The following is a 17,972-nucleotide window of genomic DNA, read 5'->3' as shown; positions in this document are numbered from 1 at the left end:
CGGGCACAAGCGTGCACCCCGCCGTCGCGGCCTCACGGCCCCGCGGCTACGGCAGCGCTACGGCAGCGCCAGCATCCGCTCCAGCGCGAGCTGTGCGAAGTCCGACGTCTTCCGGTCGACCTGGATGCGGTTGACCTCCTTGCCGTCCGCCAGCGACTCCAGCGTCCAGACCAGGTGCGGCAGGTCGATCCGGTTCATCGTCGAGCAGAAGCAGACCGTCCGGTCGAGGAAGACGATCTCCTTGCCCTCCGGAGCGAAACGATTCGCCAGGCGCTGGACCAGGTTCAGCTCCGTCCCTATCGCCCACTTCGAGCCCGCCGGGGCCTCCTCCAGCGCCTTGATGATGTACTCCGTCGAACCGACGTAGTCCGCCGCCGCCACCACCTCGTGCTTGCACTCCGGGTGCACCAGGACGTTCACGCCCGGGATCCGGGCCCGTACGTCGCGCACCGAGTCCAGCGAGAAGCGGCCGTGCACGGAGCAGTGGCCACGCCACAGGATCATCTTCGCGTCGTGCAACTGCCGCTCGGTCAGGCCGCCGTTCGGCTTGTGCGGGTTGTAGACGACACAGTCGTCCAGGGACATCCCCAGGTCCCGGACCGCCGTGTTCCGTCCCAGGTGCTGGTCCGGGAGGAAGAGCACCTTCTCGCCCTGCTCGAAGGCCCAGGTCAGCGCGCGCCGCGCGTTCGAGGACGTGCAGATCGTGCCGCCGTGCTCGCCGGTGAAGGACTTGATGTCGGCGGAGGAGTTCATGTACGAGACGGGCACCACCCGGTCGGCTATGCCGGCGTCCGTCAGGACGTCCCAGCACTCCGCCACCTGCTCCGCCGTCGCCATGTCGGCCATCGAGCAGCCCGCCGCCAGGTCCGGCAGGATGACCTTCTGCTCGTCCGAGGTCAGGATGTCCGCGGACTCGGCCATGAAGTGCACACCGCAGAAGACGATGTACTCCGCGCCGGGGCGTGCCGCCGCGTCCCTGGCCAGCTTGAAGGAGTCCCCGGTGACGTCCGCGAACTGGATGACCTCGTCGCGCTGGTAGTGGTGGCCGAGGACGAACACCTTGTCCCCGAGCCGGTCCTTCGCCGCACGCGCGCGGGCCACCAGGTCCGGGTCGGACGGGGCCGGCAGGTCGCCGGGGCACTCCACCCCCCGCTCGCTGCGCGGGTCGGCGTCGCGGCCGAGCAGCAGCAGGGCGAGCGGTGTCGGCTCGACGGCGAGATCCTGAACCTGGTGGTGGACCTGGTGCTCCAGGTGGTCCTGGTGGTCCTGGCGGAGATCCTGACGGGGCTGGGCCGTGGTCACGTCACGCACCCTTTCTTCTCAGGTGAAGCCCTTTTCGTCTAAATGACGTTATCTATCATAACCGCTTCATGTCACTTTGACGATGCTCATAGCGTCGATGTGACGCATCAGGGCGTCCGGCCGCGGTCCCGGCGGCAGAGGCCCGACCGGAGCCGCCATGCGTGTGCGAGCATGAGAAAGGGAAAGAGAAGCGCCAGGCCCGCCGGCCGTGGAATGAATCCGTGGCCGCGCCGGTTGCACTGTCGGCAAGCAGTCCGTACAACCCGGGAGAGAAGCAGATGTCCGTATCGGACGAGACCACCACCGTGAGCGACGGCATCCTCCTGTCCGACGCCGCTGCGGCCAAGGTCAAGGCCCTGCTGGACCAGGAAGGCCGGGACGATCTCGCGCTGCGCGTGGCCGTTCAGCCCGGTGGGTGCTCCGGCCTGCGCTATCAGCTGTTCTTCGACGAGCGTTCGCTGGACGGCGATGTCGTCAAGGACTTCGGTGGCGTGAAGGTCGTCACCGACCGGATGAGCGCCCCGTACCTGGGCGGCGCCTCCATCGACTTCGTCGACACGATCGAGAAGCAGGGCTTCACGATCGACAACCCGAACGCCACGGGTTCCTGCGCCTGCGGTGACTCCTTCAGCTGAGCACAGGACGCGGCCGTCGCGTCACAGACGCGGCGCGACGCGTTCGTACGACGCGAAAGGCGGCGGTCCCTCGACCGCCGCCTTCGCTGTGCGCCGCCTTGACGGGCCTCCCGGAGAGGGCTACCGCTTCGCCGGGATCCTCTCGCCGGACGACGCGTTCACCACCTGCCGGTCGCCCAGCGGCCCGGCCAGCTCCACCGACACCTCCTGCTTCTTCGCCACCGCCACGCACATCGTCCCCGGCTCGGGCCCGTCGGCTGTCAGCCTCACCCTCACCGCCGTACGGCTCTCCTCGGCCCGGGCCGTGTACGTGGCGCACACACCGCCCCAGTAGCTCAGCGTCAGGCTCCGGCCGTCCGCCGAGTACGAGCTGATCCCCGGGGCCGAGGTCTTCGTGCCCCCGCTCGGCGGCTCCAACGGCTGCGACGGTTCCGACGGCCGCGGTGCCTTCACGAACCGCGGGTCCACAGCGGTGTGCGGAACCGGGTACGGCGGGACGCCCCCGCCCGGCGCCACCTCGAACAGCCACGACGGTACGAGCGCTTCCCGGCCGTCCACCGACCGCGCGGCCAGGGCGAACACCGCCTTCACGACCGTCGGCCGGCCGGCCTCCCCACCGGTCTCCGGCTCGTCGGCCCCCGCGTCCCCGCCGCCGTTCAGCTCCTTCAACGCCTCGTCCGCGCCGGTCACCGGGTACGTGTCTCCGCGCCGCGGCGCCTTCAGCCGGCCCGTGCCGCCCGTCACCTGCCCGTCCGCGTCCACCTGGATCCCCGTCGACCAGCCGTACGTCGGGAGCCCGCCGACCACCGGATCCGCGTTCACCACCCGGACCGCGCCCAGCAACTGCCGCGCGTCGAGCGCGGCGCCGTCCTGGCCCACCGCCTTCAGGACCGGCGCCGCCGCCTTCTTCGCGGCGGCCTCGCTGACCGCGTCCACCGAGCCCGCCGCGTCCCCCGGGTCCGGGGAGCCCGCCCCGGCGTTTCCGCCTCCGACGCCTCCGGTGCTTTCGGGGGCCGCCGGGCAGCTCCTGCCCTTGAGGCAGTTGTCACCGCGCTGCCCCGGGCCGTACCGGTCGAAGGTCCACACGCCGGGCGCCTGCTTCGCCACGCGCAGCAGCGGTCCCGCTCCGTCCTTCTCCGTCCCCACGGTCCAGGACGTCGCGTCCGACCGGGGCGCGCCCGCGACTCCGAGCGCCTTCGCCAGCCGGGTCACCTCGGCCGCCGTGACGGCGCCTTCCGCCCGGTACACCGGCGCCGACGCGGGCCCTTCGGGCAGCTTGGCCCCGGCGCGGTAGGTCACCCCGTGGGGATCGGGTTCGCCGGGCGCGATGCCGGGAGGCGGCGCGGGAGTCCCCTCCGCGGGCCCCGTCCCCTCCGCCGGCCCCGCCGGCCCGCTCCGTACGAGCGGAGTGTCGAACGCGAGCGGTGGCGGGTCCCCGTCCGCCCGACCGTCCCCGCCCGTGGCACCCGTGGCACCCGTGGCACCGATGGCGCCCGTCGCGCCCGTCGCCACGTACGTGCTGCCGCCCCCGGTGAGCAGGACCGCCGCGGTCACCGCCGCCATGGCGAGCCGGGACCGCCCCCGCCACCCGGGTCCCGCGGCACCCTCGACCTCGTCCGTCCCGCCCTCGGGCCGCTGTCGCCGCCGCTCCACGCTGGTCACCGTTCCGCTCCTTCGGCCGCCTGCCGCCGTGTCGTCACGAACACCGGTGGGACGGAACGAACCGGCCGGCGGTTCCCGGCCGGGGCATGGCAGGCGCCGGTGGCGTGACGGTCTTAGGAAACCTCGAGCGCGAACCGGTAGCGTGAACTGTCCACCGTTCTCCTTCATCAGGAGCGTTCACGCCGTGCGAATCGCAGTCACCGGCTCCATCGCCACCGACCATCTGATGACCTTCCCCGGCCGCTTCGCCGACCAGTTGGTCGCCGATCAGCTCCACACGGTCTCCCTCTCCTTCCTGGTCGACAACCTCGACGTACGCCGGGGCGGCGTCGCGGCGAACATCTGTTTCGGCATGGGCCAGCTGGGCACCCGGCCCATCCTCGTCGGGGCCGCCGGCGCGGACTTCGACGAGTACCGCGCCTGGCTCGACCGCCACGGCGTCGACACCTCCTCGGTCCGGATCTCCGAGGTCCTGCACACGGCCCGGTTCGTCTGCACGACGGACGCCGATCACAACCAGATCGGCTCCTTCTACGCCGGCGCCATGAGCGAGGCCCGGCTGATCGAGCTGAAGAAGGTCGCGGACCGCGTCGGCGGACTGGACCTCGTACTGATCGGCGCGGACGACCCCGAGGCGATGCTCCGCCACACCGAGGAGTGCCGCACCCGCTCCATCCCCTTCGCCGCCGACTTCTCGCAGCAGATCGCGCGCATGGACGGCGAGGAGGTCGGCACCCTGCTCGAAGGCGCCACCTACCTCTTCAACAACGAATACGAGAAGGGGCTCATCGAGTCCAAGACCGGCTGGAGCGACGAGGAGATCCTCGGCAAGGTCGGCCACCGCGTCACGACCCTCGGCAAGAACGGTGTCCGGATCGACCGGGCCGGCGAGGAACCGATCGTGGTCGGCTGCCCGGACGAGGAGACCAAGGCCGACCCCACCGGTGTCGGCGACGCGTTCCGCGCCGGGTTCCTGTCCGGGCTGTCGTGGGGCGTCGGCCTGGAGCGCGCCGCCCAGGTCGGCTGCATGCTCGCCACGCTGGTCATCGAGACGGTCGGCACGCAGGAGTACGAGCTGCGCCGCACCCACTTCATGGAGCGCTTCACCAAGGCGTACGGCCATGACGCGGCGGCCCAGGTCCAGGCCCACCTGAGCTGATCAGCCCGACCACCCCGATCACGCCGAAACCTGGCCACCCGACCGCCCCGACCGTCCGGCCGCCCGGCCGCCCCGGTCGGGCGCGCGGGGGAGCGGGCGCGGCCCGGTCAGGACACCCGGCGGACCACGTACGCGACACCGTGGTCCGCCGGCCGCTCGCCCACGTACTCCTGACCGCGCATCTCGCACCATGCCGGAATGTCCAGCCGCGCCGCCTCGTCGTCCGCGAGGACGGTCACCGTCCCGCCCACGGGTACGTCGCCGAACACCTTCGCCAGTTCGATCACCGGGATCGGGCACCGCCGGCCCAGCGCGTCCACCACGAGCTTCCCCCGCCGCTCGCCCTCGCCCCCGTCGGGCCCGGACGGAACCGGCCCCGAAGAAACCGGCCCCGAAGAAACCGGCTCCGCCGAGACCGCCGCCGCCGGAACGGACCCGGACGCGGCCTGTTCCCTCCCGGCGGCGGCGACCGGAACGCCGAACCGCTCCCGCACCCCCGACACCAACCCCGGCAGGACCTCCAGGAACCGGTCCACCTCCGCCTCCGGTGTCCCGAGCGGCAGCGAGACGCGGACGTTCCCCTCCGACAGCACGCCCATGGCGCGCAGGACATGGCTCGGGGTCAGCGTGCTGCTCGTGCACGACGAACCGGAGGACACCGAGAAGTCCGCCCGGTCCAGCTCGTGCAGCAGCGCCTCCCCGTCGACATAGAGACAGGAGAAGGTGACCAGGTGCGGCAGGCGCCGTTCCGGATCGCCCACGACCTCGACGTCCGGCACCAGCTCCGGCACCCGGGTCCTGATCCGGTCCACCAGCGCCCGCAGCCGTACCGACTCGGCCGCCGCCTCCGCCCGTACCGCGCGCAGCGAGGCCGCCGCCGCGACGACGGCCGGGAGGTTCTGGAAGCCGGGCGCGCGCCCCGACTCCCGCTCGTCGGCCGGACCTTGCGGGGCGAACCGGACACCCTTGCGCACCGCGAGCAGCCCGACGCCCGCCGGACCGCCCCACTTGTGGGCGCTCGCCGTCAGCAGCGACCACGCGCCCTCCACCGGACCCCAGCCCAGCGACTGCGCCGCGTCCACCAGCAGCGGCACGCCCCGGCTCCGGCAGACCTCGGCGACCAGCGCCACCGGCTGCTCCGTCCCCACCTCGTGGTTGGCGGACTGGAGGCACGCCAGCGCCGTGTCCGGGCGCAGGGCCTCGTCGTACCCGTCGGAGGAGACGCGCCCGAACCGGTCGACGGGCACCTCCGTCACCGCGCCCCCGGTCGCCGCCTCGTGGGCCGCCGCCGCGTGCAGTACGGAGGAGTGCTCCACGGCCGACACGGCCAGCCGCGAGCCGACGCGGCGCCGGCCCGCGAGGGCCCCGGCCACCCCGGCGTGCACCGCGTGGGTCCCCGAAGGGGTGAAAACGAGTTCGTCGGGGCGGCAGCCGACCGCGTCCGCGGCGGCCTCGCGCGCGGAGTCCAGCAGCAGCCGGGCGGCCCGGCCCTCCCGGTACAGCCGCGCGGGGTCGGCCCAGCCGTCGGCCAGGGCCGCCTGGAGGGCCTGGCGGGCGACGGGGTGCAGGGGAGCGGACGAGGCGGCGTCGAAGTAGGGCACGCCGCCACGCTAACTCTCCGTGGCCCGGTCCCGTCGCCCGATCCGGTGGCCCTCCGGCCACTCGGTCCGGCAGCCCGGTCCGACCGCCCGGTCCGGTGGCCCGGTCCGACCGCCCGGTCCGGTGGCCCTCCGGCGGCCCGGTCCAGCGGGCCAGGCCACCGGAGGGCCGCCCGTTCCGCCCGGGCCGGGCCGCCCCCCGGGCGCCTCTCCGCTCCCTCTCCACTCCCTCTCCACTCCTTCAGGGACTCGCGCGGCGCGTTGGGTACCCTCCCCGCGCGACCCCAAATGGCGTCCAGTAGGGTTTGGTCCGCATAAACATCCAATCCCCTGCCTGCGCCAGGGCCGGCGACCGACCAGCGAGACGGCCGCAGCCGGCCACGCGGGCGAGACTCTCGGGAAGGCGCTACGTGAGTCCCAACGGCTCCGACCGCTCGTCGCGGCGCCCGATGCGGCGGAAGCTGCCGCAGGTGCTGACTGCGGGCCTGATCCTCGCGACCGCCACCGGTTGCACATACAAGGACTTCCCCCGCCTCGGAATGCCCACCCCAGTGACGGAGGAGGCCCCCCGGATCCTCTCCCTCTGGCAGGGCTCGTGGGCGGCAGCGCTCGTCACGGGCGTACTGGTGTGGGGTCTGATCCTGTGGAGCGTCATCTTCCACCGGCGCTCCCGCACCAAGATCGAGGTCCCTCAGCAGACCCGGTACAACATGCCCATCGAGGCGCTGTACACCGTCGTTCCGCTCATCATCGTCTCGGTGCTGTTCTACTTCACCGCCCGGGACGAGTCGAAGCTCCTCGCGCTCTCCGAGAAGCCGACCCACACCGTCAACGTGGTCGGCTACCAGTGGAGCTGGGGCTTCAACTACATCGAGAACGTGGACGGCAACCCCTCGACGGGCACCAAGATCCCGTCGGAGCTGGACGCCATCCCCGACCGGTACACCAAGCAGTTCCCCGAGGGCGCCGAGGGCGTCTACGACGCCGGTGTGCCCGGCACGCGGAACCCGCAGACCGGTAACCCGGGGCCCACGCTGTGGCTTCCCAAGGGGGAGCGGGTCCGGTTCATCCTGACCTCGCGTGATGTCATCCACTCCTTCTGGGTGGTGCCGTTCCTGATGAAGCAGGACGTCATCCCCGGCCACACCAACGCCTTCGAGGTCGTTCCGACCCAGGAGGGCACCTTCCTGGGCAAGTGCGCCGAACTCTGCGGCGTCGACCACTCGCGGATGCTCTTCAACGTCAAGGTGGTCTCCCCGGAGCGCTACCAGAAGCACCTGGAAGAGCTGGCCAAGAAGGGCCAGAGCGGCTACATCCCGTCGGGCATCGAGCAGACGGATCCGGCCAGGAATGCGGAGACGAACAAACTGTGAGCATCCTCAACGAACCCCAGGGTGCCGCCGCAGCTGAGGACTCGTACGAGAACGAGCTGCCGGTACGGCGCAAGCAGCCGGGCAATGTCGTCGTGAAGTGGCTGACCACCACCGACCACAAGACGATCGGCACGATGTACCTGGTCACGTCGTTCGCGTTCTTCTGCATCGGCGGTCTGATGGCGCTCTTCATGCGCGCCGAACTGGCCCGTCCCGGTACGCAGATCATGTCGAACGAGCAGTTCAACCAGGCGTTCACGATGCACGGCACGATCATGCTGCTGATGTTCGCGACGCCGCTGTTCGCCGGATTCGCCAACTGGATCATGCCGCTTCAGATCGGCGCGCCCGACGTGGCGTTCCCGCGGCTGAACATGTTCGCGTACTGGCTGTACACCTTCGGCTCGCTGATCGCGGTGAGCGGCTTCCTCACCCCGCAGGGCGCGGCCGACTTCGGCTGGTTCGCCTACTCCCCGCTGTCGGACGCGGTCCGCTCGCCGGGCGTCGGCGCCGACCTGTGGATCATGGGCCTGGCCTTCTCCGGCTTCGGCACGATCCTCGGCGCGGTCAACTTCATCACCACGATCATCTGCATGCGCGCCCCCGGCATGACGATGTTCCGGATGCCGATCTTCACCTGGAACGTGCTGCTGACCGGTGTGCTGGTGCTGCTGGCCTTCCCGGTGCTGGCCGCCGCGCTGTTCGCCCTGGAGGCGGACCGCAAGTTCGGTGCGCAGATCTTCAACTCGGCCAACGGTGGCGCCCTGTTGTGGCAGCACCTCTTCTGGTTCTTCGGCCATCCCGAGGTGTACATCATCGCGCTGCCGTTCTTCGGCATCGTGTCCGAGATCATCCCGGTCTTCTCCCGCAAGCCGATGTTCGGCTACATCGGCCTGGTGGGCGCGACGATCGCGATCGCGGGCCTCTCCGTGACGGTGTGGGCGCACCACATGTACGTGACCGGCGGAGTACTGCTGCCGTTCTTCTCGTTCATGACGTTCCTGATCGCCGTGCCGACCGGGGTGAAGTTCTTCAACTGGATCGGCACGATGTGGAAGGGCTCGCTGTCCTTCGAGACGCCGATGCTCTGGACGATCGGCTTCCTGATCACCTTCGTCTTCGGTGGTCTGACGGGTGTCATCCTGGCGTCGCCGCCGATGGACTTCCACGTCTCCGACACCTATTTCGTGGTCGCGCACTTCCACTACGTGGTCTTCGGCACCGTGGTGTTCGCGATGTTCGCCGGATTCCACTTCTGGTGGCCCAAGTTCACCGGGAAGATGCTCGACGAGCGTCTTGGAAAGATCACTTTCTGGACGCTGTTCATCGGATTCCACGGAACATTCCTCGTCCAGCACTGGCTGGGTGCCGAAGGTATGCCGCGGCGTTACGCGGACTACCTGGCGAGCGAGGGATTCACCGCGCTCAACACCATCTCCACGATCAGCTCGTTCGTTCTCGGACTGTCGATCCTGCCGTTCTTCTACAACGTCTGGAAGACCGCGAAGTACGGGAAGAAGGTCGAGGTGGACGACCCGTGGGGCTACGGACGTTCCCTCGAATGGGCGACCTCCTGCCCGCCGCCGCGGCACAACTTCCTCACGCTGCCGCGGATCCGTTCCGAATCCCCGGCGTTCGATCTGCACCACCCGGAGATCGCCGCCCTTGACCAGCTGGAGCAGCACGGCGGCGCCGAGCCGGTGGCCGTCGGGGCCGGCAAGGAGGCCGGGAAGTGAAGATCCAAGGCAAGATGTTCCTGTGGCTGAGCGTCTTCATCCTGGCCTCGGCCGTGGTGTACGGCGTGTGGTCGAAGGAGCCGGTCGGCACGACGGCGCTCTTCCTGGCCTTCGGCCTGAGCGTGATGATCGGCTTCTACCTGGCCTTCACCGCCCGCCGGGTCGACGCCATGGCCCAGGACAACAAGGAAGCCGACGTCGCCGACGAGTCGGGTGAGGTGGGCTTCTTCGCCCCGCACAGCTGGCAGCCGCTGTCGCTCGCCATCGGTGGCGCGCTCGCCTTCCTCGCCGTCGCGATCGGCTGGTGGCTGCTGTACTTCTCGGCGCCGCTGATCCTCATCGGCCTGTGGGGCTGGGTCTTCGAGTTCTACCGCGGCGAGAACCAGAACCAGTAGTAAGCAGCAGCCGCGCACGGCGTCACCGCCCGCACCGGCCGGCAGGGGCCCGGACACTCCGCGCAGGAGCTGTCCGGGCCCCTCGTCGTACGGCCGCCCGTACCGCCGCCCCGTACCGCCGCCCCGCCCCGCGCCGCCCCCCCGCGCGTGCGGGCGGCCCCCCGTTTGCGCCACTCGTCGCGCGGGGGGCGGAATCCGTTCTTACGGTGTGCTTCATGAACCACACCCCACGTATGCGTACCGTCCTCAGCTGCACCCTGCTGGTCGTGTCCCTCGCGGCGGTCGCGACCGCGTGCGGTGAGGAGGAGCGGCACCCGCTCTCCGGCAAACCGGCCGACGCCGGCAGCAAGGTCGTTTTCAGTACGCCCTCCGGCGCGACCAACGCCGACCCCAACAAGCCCCTGGAGATCACCGCCAAGGGCGCGGGCGACCGCATCACCGACGTCACGGCCACGGACGCGTTCGGCCACTACCTGGCCGGCGAACTGACGGCCGACGGCTTGCGCTGGCACTCCACGGCGCCCCTGGCGGCCGGTGCCCGCTACACCGTCCGCGTCGCCACGGAGAACGGCAAGGGCGTCCCCGGCGCCCGCACGCTGACGTTCGCGACCACCCCCGCCAAGAAGAAGCTGGAGGTCGAGTTCGGCCCGGAGGAGGGCGAGTACGGCGTGGGGCAGCCCATCACGGCGACACTGAGCGAGCCGGTCAAGTCCAAGAAGGCCCGCGACGTCGTGGAGCGCGCCCTGAAGGTACGGTCCACGCCCGGCGCGAACGGCGGCGCCTGGCACTGGGTGGACGACACCGAACTGCACTACCGCCCGAAGGAGTACTGGCCCGCGTACGGCAAGATCACCGCCACCAGCAACCTGGAGGGCGTGAAGGTCGACGACAAGCTGTACGGCGCCGCCACGAAGCCGCTGAAGCTGACCACCGGCAGCCGCTTCGAGGCCATCGTCGACGCCAGCGCGCATTACATGACGGTCTTCCGGGACGGCGAGGAGATCAACAACATCCCCGTGACGACCGGCAAACCGGGCTTCTCCACCCGAAACGGAATCAAAGTCGTATTGGGCAAGCAACCCTATGTCCAGATGCGCGGCTCGACCGTCGGCATCGGCGGCAGCGAGGGCTACAACCTGCCCGTGTACTGGGCGACCCGGGTCACCTGGAGCGGTGAGTACGTGCACGCCGCCCCGTGGTCCGTCGGCTCGCACGGCGTGGCGAACGTCAGCCACGGCTGTGTGGGCATGTCCACCGCCAACGCCTCCTGGTTCTTCGAGACCGTCACCCCGGGCGACATCGTCCAGGTCGTCAACAGCGCCGGCGACTACATGGAGGACTTCGGCAACGGCTTCGGCGACTGGAACATGGAGTGGGAGGACTGGCGCAAGGGCAGCGTGCTCCAGGCCGGCACGCGGGACGGCAGCAGCCCGGCCGACGCGGCGCGGCTCCGCCCGCAGATCTGAGGGGACGCCGTACGCGCGCCCCCGCGGCCCGACGGCCCGGCCGCGCCACACCGGGCCGACCGGACGGCGGGCGACGGCCTGCCGGGCCGCGGGCCGTCCGGCCGTTGTGACCGTGCCGGGGAGCGCCGTGCGGGCGCCCGGCACGGGTTCGTACGGTACGGAGCGGAGCCGGGCGGCCGACGCGGCCGCGAGGCCGTCCGGCCGCCCGTACGGTGGTGGCGGCGCACCGCCCGCGCCCGGTTCCGGTACGGCTCGCCGGGCGGGCGGTGAGCGGGGCGTCAGGCGCCCGTGCTCACCGCCCGCCTGTCGCGCAACAGGCCCGCCAGGGCGTCCGCGAAGCCCACCGGCTCGACCGGCAGCGTCACGGCGGCGTCCGCGCGGCTCCAGGTGGCCAGCCACGCGTCCTGCGGGCGGCCGATCAGCAGCAGCACGGGCGGGCAGTCGAAGATCTCGTCCTTGATCTGGCGGCAGACGCCCATCCCGCCCGCGGGGGCGGTCTCGCCGTCCAGGACGCAGACGTCCACCCCGCCCGCGTCCAGCGCCTTGAGCACCGCGGGCAGCGTCGCGCACTCCAGGAACTCCACCCGTGGCACATCGGCGGCCGGGCGGCGGCCCGCTGCCAGCCGGACCTGTTCGCGGGTGTTCGCGTCGTCGCTGTAGACCAGCACCGTGGCGGTCGGCTGCATACTTCCTCCGTGACATCGGTGTCCGCGAAGGCGCCGGGGCTCGCTCGCCCCGGGCCGCTGCGGCGGATGCTACTCCGTCCCGCCCCGCCGGACACCATGTCAGCACGGGTGAGGAGGGCCCCGGCGGAGCCGTCCGTGCCGAGCACACCCCATGGACACACCGAACGGCACCCCCCGGAGTCAGCGCGAGATAAGCGACCGACATAATGTCGGTCGTGGCGACAGCAACGACAGTAGAAACCGGGCACGCGCACCCGACGGTCAATCGGCCGAACCTCACCAGCGTCGGAACCATCATTTGGCTGAGTTCCGAGCTGATGTTCTTCGCGGCCCTCTTCGCGATGTACTTCACCCTCCGATCGGTGATGGGCGAGGCGTACTGGAAGGAAATGGCCCACGCCCTGAACGTGCCGTTCTCGGCGACGAACACGACCATCCTCGTGCTCTCCTCCCTCACCTGCCAGCTCGGTGTCTTCGCCGCCGAGCGAGGCGACGTGAAGAAGCTGCGGACCTGGTTCGTGGTCACGTTCGTGATGGGCGCGATCTTCATCGGCGGTCAGATCTACGAGTACACCGAGCTGGTCAAGCTGGACGGGATCTCCCTGTCCTCCGACCCGTACGGCTCCGTGTTCTACCTGACCACCGGCTTCCACGGGCTGCACGTGACGGGAGGCCTGATCGCGTTCCTGTTCGTCCTGGGCAGGACGTACGCGGCCAGGAGATTCACCCACGAGCAGGCGACCGCGGCCATCGTCGTGTCCTACTACTGGCACTTCGTCGATGTCGTCTGGATCGGCCTCTTCGCCACGATCTACCTGATCAAGTAGCCGGGCCAGGCGCCCGAGCCGCACACAGTCCAGAAGCACCGACGCAGAAGATCCTGACACCGGGGTAATCCGTGAAAAAGCTCTCCGCACGACGACGCCATCCGCTGGCGGCGGTCGTCGTCCTACTCCTCGCGCTGGCGGCCACCGGGGGGCTGTACGCCGCGTTCGCGCCCGCGAAACAGGCACAGGCTGACGAAACCTCCCAGTCCCTCGCCATCGAGGAGGGCAAGAAGCTCTACACCGTCGGCTGTGCCAGCTGCCACGGGACCGGCGGTCAGGGCTCCTCCGACGGTCCGAGCCTGGTGGGCGTCGGCTCCGCCGCCGTGGACTTCCAGGTCGGCACCGGCCGGATGCCGGCCCAGCAGCCCGGCGCGCAGGTGCCGAAGAAGAAGGTCATCTACTCGCAGAAGGAGATCGACCAGCTCGCCGCGTACGTCGCCTCGCTCGGCGCCGGACCGATCACGCCGACCAAGCAGCAGTACGACCCCGCGGGCGCCGACGCGGCCAAGGGCGGCGAGCTGTTCCGTACCAACTGCGCCCAGTGCCACAACTTCACCGGCGAGGGCGGTGCGCTGACGCACGGGAAGAGCGCGCCGAGTCTCGAGGGCGTGGACCCCAAGCACATCTACGAGGCCATGCAGACGGGCCCGCAGAACATGCCGTCCTTCCCCGACACCACGATGCCGGAGCAGCAGAAGAAGGACATCATCGCCTACGTCAAGGCGGTGAACGGGGACGAAACCGAGAGCCCCGGCGGTCTCAAGCTGGGCGGCCTCGGCCCCGTCAGCGAAGGGCTGTTCGCCTGGATCTTCGGTCTGGGCGCATTGATCGCAGTTGCCGTCTGGGTCGCGGCCCACACCGCTAAGGCCAAGAAGTCATGAGTAGCCAACACAATCCTGAAGAGACCCTGCCGTCCGAGCAGGCGGCCGCGCGCGGCACCGTGGCGCAGGCGGACGACCCGTTCGCGGACCCGGGACTGCCGGCCCACAAGCCGCGCATCCAGGACATCGACGAGCGCGCGGCCAAGCGGTCCGAGCGCGTGGTCGCGTTCCTGTTCGTGCTGTCGATGCTGGCGACCGTGGCGTTCATCGCCTCGTTCGTGGCGTTCCCCGTCGACAAGAGCGTCTTCATCTGGCCCATCGGCCACATCAGCATCCTGCACGTCTCGCTGGGTGTGACGCTGGGCCTGGCCCTGTTCTGCATCGGCGCCGGCGCGGTCCACTGGGCCCGCACGCTGATGTCGGACGTGGAGACCGCCGACGACCGGCACCCGATCGAGGCCGCGCCCGAGGTCAAGGCCAAGGTCCTGGAGGACTTCGCGCAGGGTGCGGCGGAGTCCGGCTTCGGCCGGCGCAAGCTCATCCGCAACACGATGTTCGGCGCGCTGGCGCTCGTACCGCTCTCCGGCGTGGTGCTGCTGCGTGACCTGGGCCCGCTGCCCGAGAAGAAGCTCCGCACCACGCTGTGGGCCAAGGGCAAGCAGCTCATCAACATGAACACCCACCAGCCGCTGCGTCCCGAGGACGTCGCCGTGGGCTCGCTGACCTTCGCCATGCCCGAGGGGCTCAGCGAGCACGACGAGGACTTCCAGAAGGAGATCGCCAAGGCGGCCCTGATGATCGTCCGGATCCAGCCGAACGAGATCAAGGACCCGCGCGAGCTCGACTGGTCGCACCAGGGCATCGTGGCGTTCTCCAAGATCTGCACCCACGTCGGCTGCCCGATCAGCCTCTACGAGCAGCAGACGCACCACGTCCTGTGCCCGTGTCACCAGTCCACCTTCGACCTCTCCGACGGCGCCCGTGTCATCTTCGGCCCGGCCGGTCACGCCCTCCCGCAGCTGCGGATCGGCGTGAACGCCGAGGGCAACCTCGAAGCGCTCGGCGACTTCGAAGAGCCCGTCGGTCCTGCCTTCTGGGAGCGCGGATGAGTACCACGACTGCCACCGAGAAAACGAAGCGCCAGGCACCCGCCGGCGAGCGGGTCGCCGACTGGGCGGACGGCCGGCTGGGGATCTACTCCCTGGCCAAGGCCAACATGCGCAAGATCTTCCCGGACCACTGGTCCTTCATGCTCGGTGAGATCTGCCTCTACAGCTTCATCATCCTCATCCTCACGGGTGTGTACCTGACGCTGTTCTTCCACCCGTCGATGAACGAGGTGGAGTACCACGGCAGTTACGTGCCGCTCCAGGGCGTGCTGATGTCCGAGGCGTACGCCTCGACGCTCGACATCAGCTTCGACGTCCGCGGCGGTCTGCTGATCCGGCAGATCCACCACTGGGCCGCCCTGATCTTCGTCGCGGCGATGCTCGTCCACATGATGCGGGTGTTCTTCACGGGCGCGTTCCGCAAGCCCCGTGAGGTCAACTGGGTCTTCGGCTTCCTGCTGCTCGTCCTCGGCATGTTCACCGGCTTCACCGGTTACTCGCTCCCGGACGACCTGCTCTCCGGCACCGGTGTCCGCTTCATGCAGGGCGCGGTCCTGTCGATGCCGGTCGTCGGCACCTACCTGTCGATGTTCCTGTTCGGCGGCGAGTTCCCGGGCGGGGACTTCGTGGCCCGGTTCTACTCGATCCACATCCTGCTGCTGCCGGGCATCATGCTGGGCCTGGTCGTGGCCCACCTGATCCTGGTCTTCTACCACAAGCACACCCAGTTCGCGGGTCCCGGGAAGACCAACACCAACGTCGTGGGCATGCCGCTGCTGCCGGTCTACATGGCCAAGGCCGGAGGCTTCTTCTTCCTGGTCTTCGGTCTGATCACGATCGTCGCGGCCATCGCCTCGATCAACCCGATCTGGGCGCTCGGCCCGTACCGGCCCGACCAGGTCTCCACCGGCGCCCAGCCCGACTGGTACATGGGCTTCTCCGAGGGCCTGATCCGGGTGATGCCCGGCTGGGAGATCAACTTCGCGGGCCACACGCTGGTGCTCGGCGTGTTCGTGCCGCTGATGATCTTCCCGCTGGTCCTGGTCGCGATCGCGGTCTACCCGTTCATCGAGTCCTGGGTCACCGGTGACAAGCGCGAGCACCACCTGCTGGACCGCCCGCGCAACGCGCCGACCCGTACCGCGTTCGGTGTGGCCTGGCTGACCTGGTACTTCGTGCTGCTCGTCGGTGGCGGTAACGACCTCTGGGCGACCCACTTCCACCTGTCGATCAACGCGATCACCTGGTTCGTCCGGATCGCCTTCTTCGTGGGACCGGTCATCGCCTTCATCATCACCAAGCGGATCTGCCTGGGTCTCCAGCGCCGCGACGCCGAGAAGGTGCTGCACGGACGCGAGTCCGGCGTCATCAAGCGGCTGCCGCACGGTGAGTTCGTCGAGGTGCACGCCCCGCTCGACCAGGCGGACCTGCACAAGCTGACCGCGCACGAGCAGTACGCGCCCGCCGAGATCGGCCCGGAGGTCGACGAGAACGGCGTACGGCGCAAGGTCAAGCGCTCCGAGAAGCTCCGCGCGAAGCTGAGCAAGGGCTACTACGGCGAGGGGAACCAGATCCCGAAGCCGACCGCCGAGGAGTACAAGGAGATCACCAGCGGCCACGGCCACCACTGATCCCCGACCGCGCGGGTCACCACACGTCGCCACCACCGAGGGCCCCGGCCCGGTCTCCCGAGAGGGAACCGGCCGGGGCCCTCGGTCGTGGCGGACGGTCCCCGGCCGCGCGGTTCGCCCGTCCGCCGAGACACGGGCTGTCCGCAGTACGGGCAACGGGTCGGGTACCGGGGGCACGCGCCGATAGGCTTACGGCAGGCCGCGCCGGCCGGTCGTAACAGGCCGTACGGGGCCCCTTGGCCGGTTCACGGATCCACCCCAGTCACCTCATCCCAGTAACCCAGGAGCGAGCATGAGCGCTGTTACCCCCGCCGGAGGCGACACCGTGGCGGCGTACTCCTGGCCCGGCATCCTGGACGCGCTGCTCACCGGCACGGACCTGAGCGCGGACGCCACCGCCTGGGCGATGGACCGCATCATGCGCGGCGAGGCCACCGACGCGCAGATCGCCGGCTTCGCGGTGGCCCTGCGGGCCAAGGGCGAGACGGTCGCGGAGATCACCGGTCTCGTCCGCGCCATGTACGCGCACGCCAACCTGATCGACGTACCGGGCCGCAGCGTGGACATCGTCGGCACGGGCGGGGACGGCGCCAAGACGGTCAACATCTCGACCATGTCCTCCATCGTGGTGGCGGGCACCGGCGCGAAGGTCGTCAAGCACGGCAACCGCGCCGCGTCCTCGGCGAGCGGGGCGTCCGACGTCCTCGAACAGCTCGGCGTCAACCTGGAACTGTCCCCCCGGCGGGTCGCGGAGGTGGCCCAGGAGGCGGGCATCACCTTCTGCTTCGCCGTCAAGTTCCACCCCGCCCTGCGGCACGTGGCTCCCGCCCGCAAGGAACTGGGCATCCGGACGACCTTCAACTTCCTGGGCCCGCTGACCAACCCGGCGCGGGTCCGCGCGCAGGCGACGGGGGTCGCGGACGCACGGATGGCCCCGATCGTCGCGGGCGTGCTCGCGGAGCGGGGCTCGACCGCGCTGGTCTTCCGCGGCGACGACGGCCTGGACGAGCTGACGACGACGGCGACGTCGCGGGTGTGGGTGGTACGGGACGGCAAAGTCTCCGAGGAGCCCTTCGACCCGCGCCAGGTGGGCCTGGACCTGGTCCCGGTCGACGCCCTGCGCGGCGCGGACGCGGCGTACAACGCGAACGTGGCCCGCCGCCTCCTGGCCGGCGAACAGGGCCCGGTCCGCGACGCGGTCCTGCTGAACGCGGCGGCGGCGCTGGTCGCGCTGGACCCGACGGGCGACTCGCTGGAGCTCCAGCTGTCGGCGGGGATCGCGCGGGCGGCGGAGTCGATCGACTCGGGGGCGGCGGGGCGGGTGCTGGAGGCCTGGGTGAGGGCGAGCCACGCGTAGTCGCCTCCGGCGGGGGGCGGTGCCGTGCCCGGTCGTGGGCCCGGGGTCCGGGGCCTCTGCCCGCCCCCGCGCCGCGCGGCCGGCGCCAGGGGGGCTCGGGGGCTCGGGGCGGAGCCCCTGGGATGGGGCCCGGGTCCCCGCCCCGGTTGTGGGAAGGGGCGGGGAGGGGAGCAGCCCGCCGCAGGCGCCACCCGCGCGCGCCACCCCGCGTCCCG

Annotated in this window: 15 protein-coding genes; 11 read left to right on the top strand and 4 right to left on the bottom strand. The window is 70.5% G+C overall.

All coding sequences use genetic code 11. The annotated features are described in order from the left end of the window. Positions 1 to 57: 57 nt before the first annotated feature. Positions 58 to 1,251 (bottom strand): quinolinate synthase NadA, encoded by a 1,194-nt coding sequence (gene nadA / locus IG02_RS0113440; RefSeq protein ID WP_030746002.1) that lies wholly within the window; start codon positions 1,249 to 1,251, stop codon positions 58 to 60. Positions 1,252 to 1,580: 329 nt separating this feature from the next. Here nadA and IG02_RS0113435 point away from each other — a divergent pair, with 329 nt between their 5' ends. After that, positions 1,581 to 1,937: an iron-sulfur cluster assembly accessory protein gene (locus tag IG02_RS0113435; RefSeq protein ID WP_030745999.1), complete on the top strand. Its 357-nt coding sequence runs from the start codon at positions 1,581 to 1,583 to the stop codon at positions 1,935 to 1,937. Between the two features lie 120 nt (positions 1,938 to 2,057). On the opposite strand, the gene IG02_RS0113430 is transcribed toward IG02_RS0113435, so the two are convergent. Beyond that, complete coding sequence (locus IG02_RS0113430; RefSeq protein WP_051765028.1) at positions 2,058 to 3,500, bottom strand: hypothetical protein; 1,443 nt, start codon at positions 3,498 to 3,500, stop codon at positions 2,058 to 2,060. Between the two features lie 283 nt (positions 3,501 to 3,783). On the opposite strand from IG02_RS0113430, the gene IG02_RS0113425 reads away from it, so the two are divergent. After that, the gene (locus IG02_RS0113425; protein WP_030745993.1) at positions 3,784 to 4,758 is read left to right on the top strand and encodes a carbohydrate kinase family protein; all 975 of its coding nucleotides are present in this window, start codon (positions 3,784 to 3,786) and stop codon (positions 4,756 to 4,758) included. 107 nt (positions 4,759 to 4,865) lie between these two features. Here the strand turns inward: IG02_RS0113425 and IG02_RS0113420 are convergent, their stop codons facing one another. Continuing rightward, complete coding sequence (locus IG02_RS0113420) at positions 4,866 to 6,359, bottom strand: cysteine desulfurase/sulfurtransferase TusA family protein (RefSeq protein WP_030745991.1); 1,494 nt, start codon at positions 6,357 to 6,359, stop codon at positions 4,866 to 4,868. Positions 6,360 to 6,766: 407 nt separating this feature from the next. On the opposite strand from IG02_RS0113420, the gene coxB reads away from it, so the two are divergent. The 4 genes from coxB to IG02_RS0113400 all read left to right on the top strand — a co-directional run bounded on the left by coxB (position 6,767) and on the right by IG02_RS0113400 (position 11,326). Further along, positions 6,767 to 7,729 (top strand): cytochrome c oxidase subunit II, encoded by a 963-nt coding sequence (gene coxB / locus IG02_RS0113415; RefSeq protein ID WP_030745988.1) that lies wholly within the window; start codon positions 6,767 to 6,769, stop codon positions 7,727 to 7,729. After that, positions 7,726 to 9,465 (top strand): cytochrome c oxidase subunit I, encoded by a 1,740-nt coding sequence (gene ctaD / locus IG02_RS0113410; RefSeq protein WP_030745986.1) that lies wholly within the window; start codon positions 7,726 to 7,728, stop codon positions 9,463 to 9,465. Before coxB ends, ctaD begins: the two co-directional genes overlap by 4 nt. Further along, the gene (locus IG02_RS0113405; RefSeq protein WP_030745983.1) at positions 9,462 to 9,860 is read left to right on the top strand and encodes a cytochrome c oxidase subunit 4; all 399 of its coding nucleotides are present in this window, start codon (positions 9,462 to 9,464) and stop codon (positions 9,858 to 9,860) included. The genes ctaD and IG02_RS0113405 overlap by 4 nt, the downstream gene beginning before the upstream one ends. Before the next feature lie 215 nt (positions 9,861 to 10,075). Next, positions 10,076 to 11,326 (top strand): L,D-transpeptidase, encoded by a 1,251-nt coding sequence (locus IG02_RS0113400; protein WP_030745980.1) that lies wholly within the window; start codon positions 10,076 to 10,078, stop codon positions 11,324 to 11,326. Between the two features lie 278 nt (positions 11,327 to 11,604). Here IG02_RS0113400 and IG02_RS0113395 read toward each other — a convergent pair whose 3' ends face one another. Continuing rightward, positions 11,605 to 12,012: a hypothetical protein gene (locus tag IG02_RS0113395; protein WP_030745977.1), complete on the bottom strand. Its 408-nt coding sequence runs from the start codon at positions 12,010 to 12,012 to the stop codon at positions 11,605 to 11,607. Between the two features lie 206 nt (positions 12,013 to 12,218). On the opposite strand from IG02_RS0113395, the gene IG02_RS0113390 reads away from it, so the two are divergent. From IG02_RS0113390 to trpD, 5 genes are all read left to right on the top strand, one after another. Then, positions 12,219 to 12,839: a cytochrome c oxidase subunit 3 gene (locus IG02_RS0113390; RefSeq protein ID WP_030745973.1), complete on the top strand. Its 621-nt coding sequence runs from the start codon at positions 12,219 to 12,221 to the stop codon at positions 12,837 to 12,839. A 71-nt stretch (positions 12,840 to 12,910) separates the two neighbouring features. Further along, positions 12,911 to 13,720: a c-type cytochrome gene (locus IG02_RS0113385; protein WP_030745970.1), complete on the top strand. Its 810-nt coding sequence runs from the start codon at positions 12,911 to 12,913 to the stop codon at positions 13,718 to 13,720. Continuing rightward, a complete protein-coding gene (locus tag IG02_RS0113380) occupies positions 13,717 to 14,769 on the top strand; it encodes a ubiquinol-cytochrome c reductase iron-sulfur subunit (protein ID WP_030745968.1) in 1,053 nt (350 codons plus the stop codon). The genes IG02_RS0113385 and IG02_RS0113380 overlap by 4 nt, the downstream gene beginning before the upstream one ends. Then, positions 14,766 to 16,400: a cytochrome b gene (locus tag IG02_RS0113375; RefSeq protein WP_030745965.1), complete on the top strand. Its 1,635-nt coding sequence runs from the start codon at positions 14,766 to 14,768 to the stop codon at positions 16,398 to 16,400. Before IG02_RS0113380 ends, IG02_RS0113375 begins: the two co-directional genes overlap by 4 nt. A gap of 292 nt (positions 16,401 to 16,692) precedes the next feature. Continuing rightward, positions 16,693 to 17,757, top strand: coding sequence for an anthranilate phosphoribosyltransferase (gene trpD, locus IG02_RS0113370; RefSeq protein ID WP_030745963.1), 1,065 nt, complete (start codon positions 16,693 to 16,695; stop codon positions 17,755 to 17,757). Positions 17,758 to 17,972: the final 215 nt, after the last annotated feature.

It is taken from the genome of Streptomyces sp. NRRL F-5135, assembly GCF_000719775.1.
Classification (GTDB): Bacteria; Actinomycetota; Actinomycetes; order Streptomycetales; family Streptomycetaceae; genus Streptomyces; species Streptomyces hebeiensis.
The sequence above is the reverse complement of the archived record's forward strand: the minus strand, read 5'-3'. Positions and strand labels throughout refer to the sequence as shown.

Bases quoted from the DNA above. Each gene is read 5' to 3' on its own strand.
- trpD (WP_030745963.1), top strand. From the start codon at position 16,693: ATGAGCGCTGTTACCCCCGCCGGAGGCGACACCGTGGCGGCGTACTCC.
- IG02_RS0113400 (WP_030745980.1), top strand. From the start codon at position 10,076: ATGAACCACACCCCACGTATGCGTACCGTCCTCAGCTGCACCCTGCTG.
- IG02_RS0113430 (WP_051765028.1), bottom strand. From the start codon at position 3,500: ATGGCGGCGGTGACCGCGGCGGTCCTGCTCACCGGGGGCGGCAGCACG.
- IG02_RS0113380 (WP_030745968.1), top strand. From the start codon at position 13,717: ATGAGTAGCCAACACAATCCTGAAGAGACCCTGCCGTCCGAGCAGGCG.
- IG02_RS0113390 (WP_030745973.1), top strand. From the start codon at position 12,219: ATGTCGGTCGTGGCGACAGCAACGACAGTAGAAACCGGGCACGCGCAC.
- IG02_RS0113375 (WP_030745965.1), top strand. From the start codon at position 14,766: ATGAGTACCACGACTGCCACCGAGAAAACGAAGCGCCAGGCACCCGCC.
- IG02_RS0113435 (WP_030745999.1), top strand. From the start codon at position 1,581: ATGTCCGTATCGGACGAGACCACCACCGTGAGCGACGGCATCCTCCTG.
- IG02_RS0113395 (WP_030745977.1), bottom strand. From the start codon at position 12,012: ATGCAGCCGACCGCCACGGTGCTGGTCTACAGCGACGACGCGAACACC.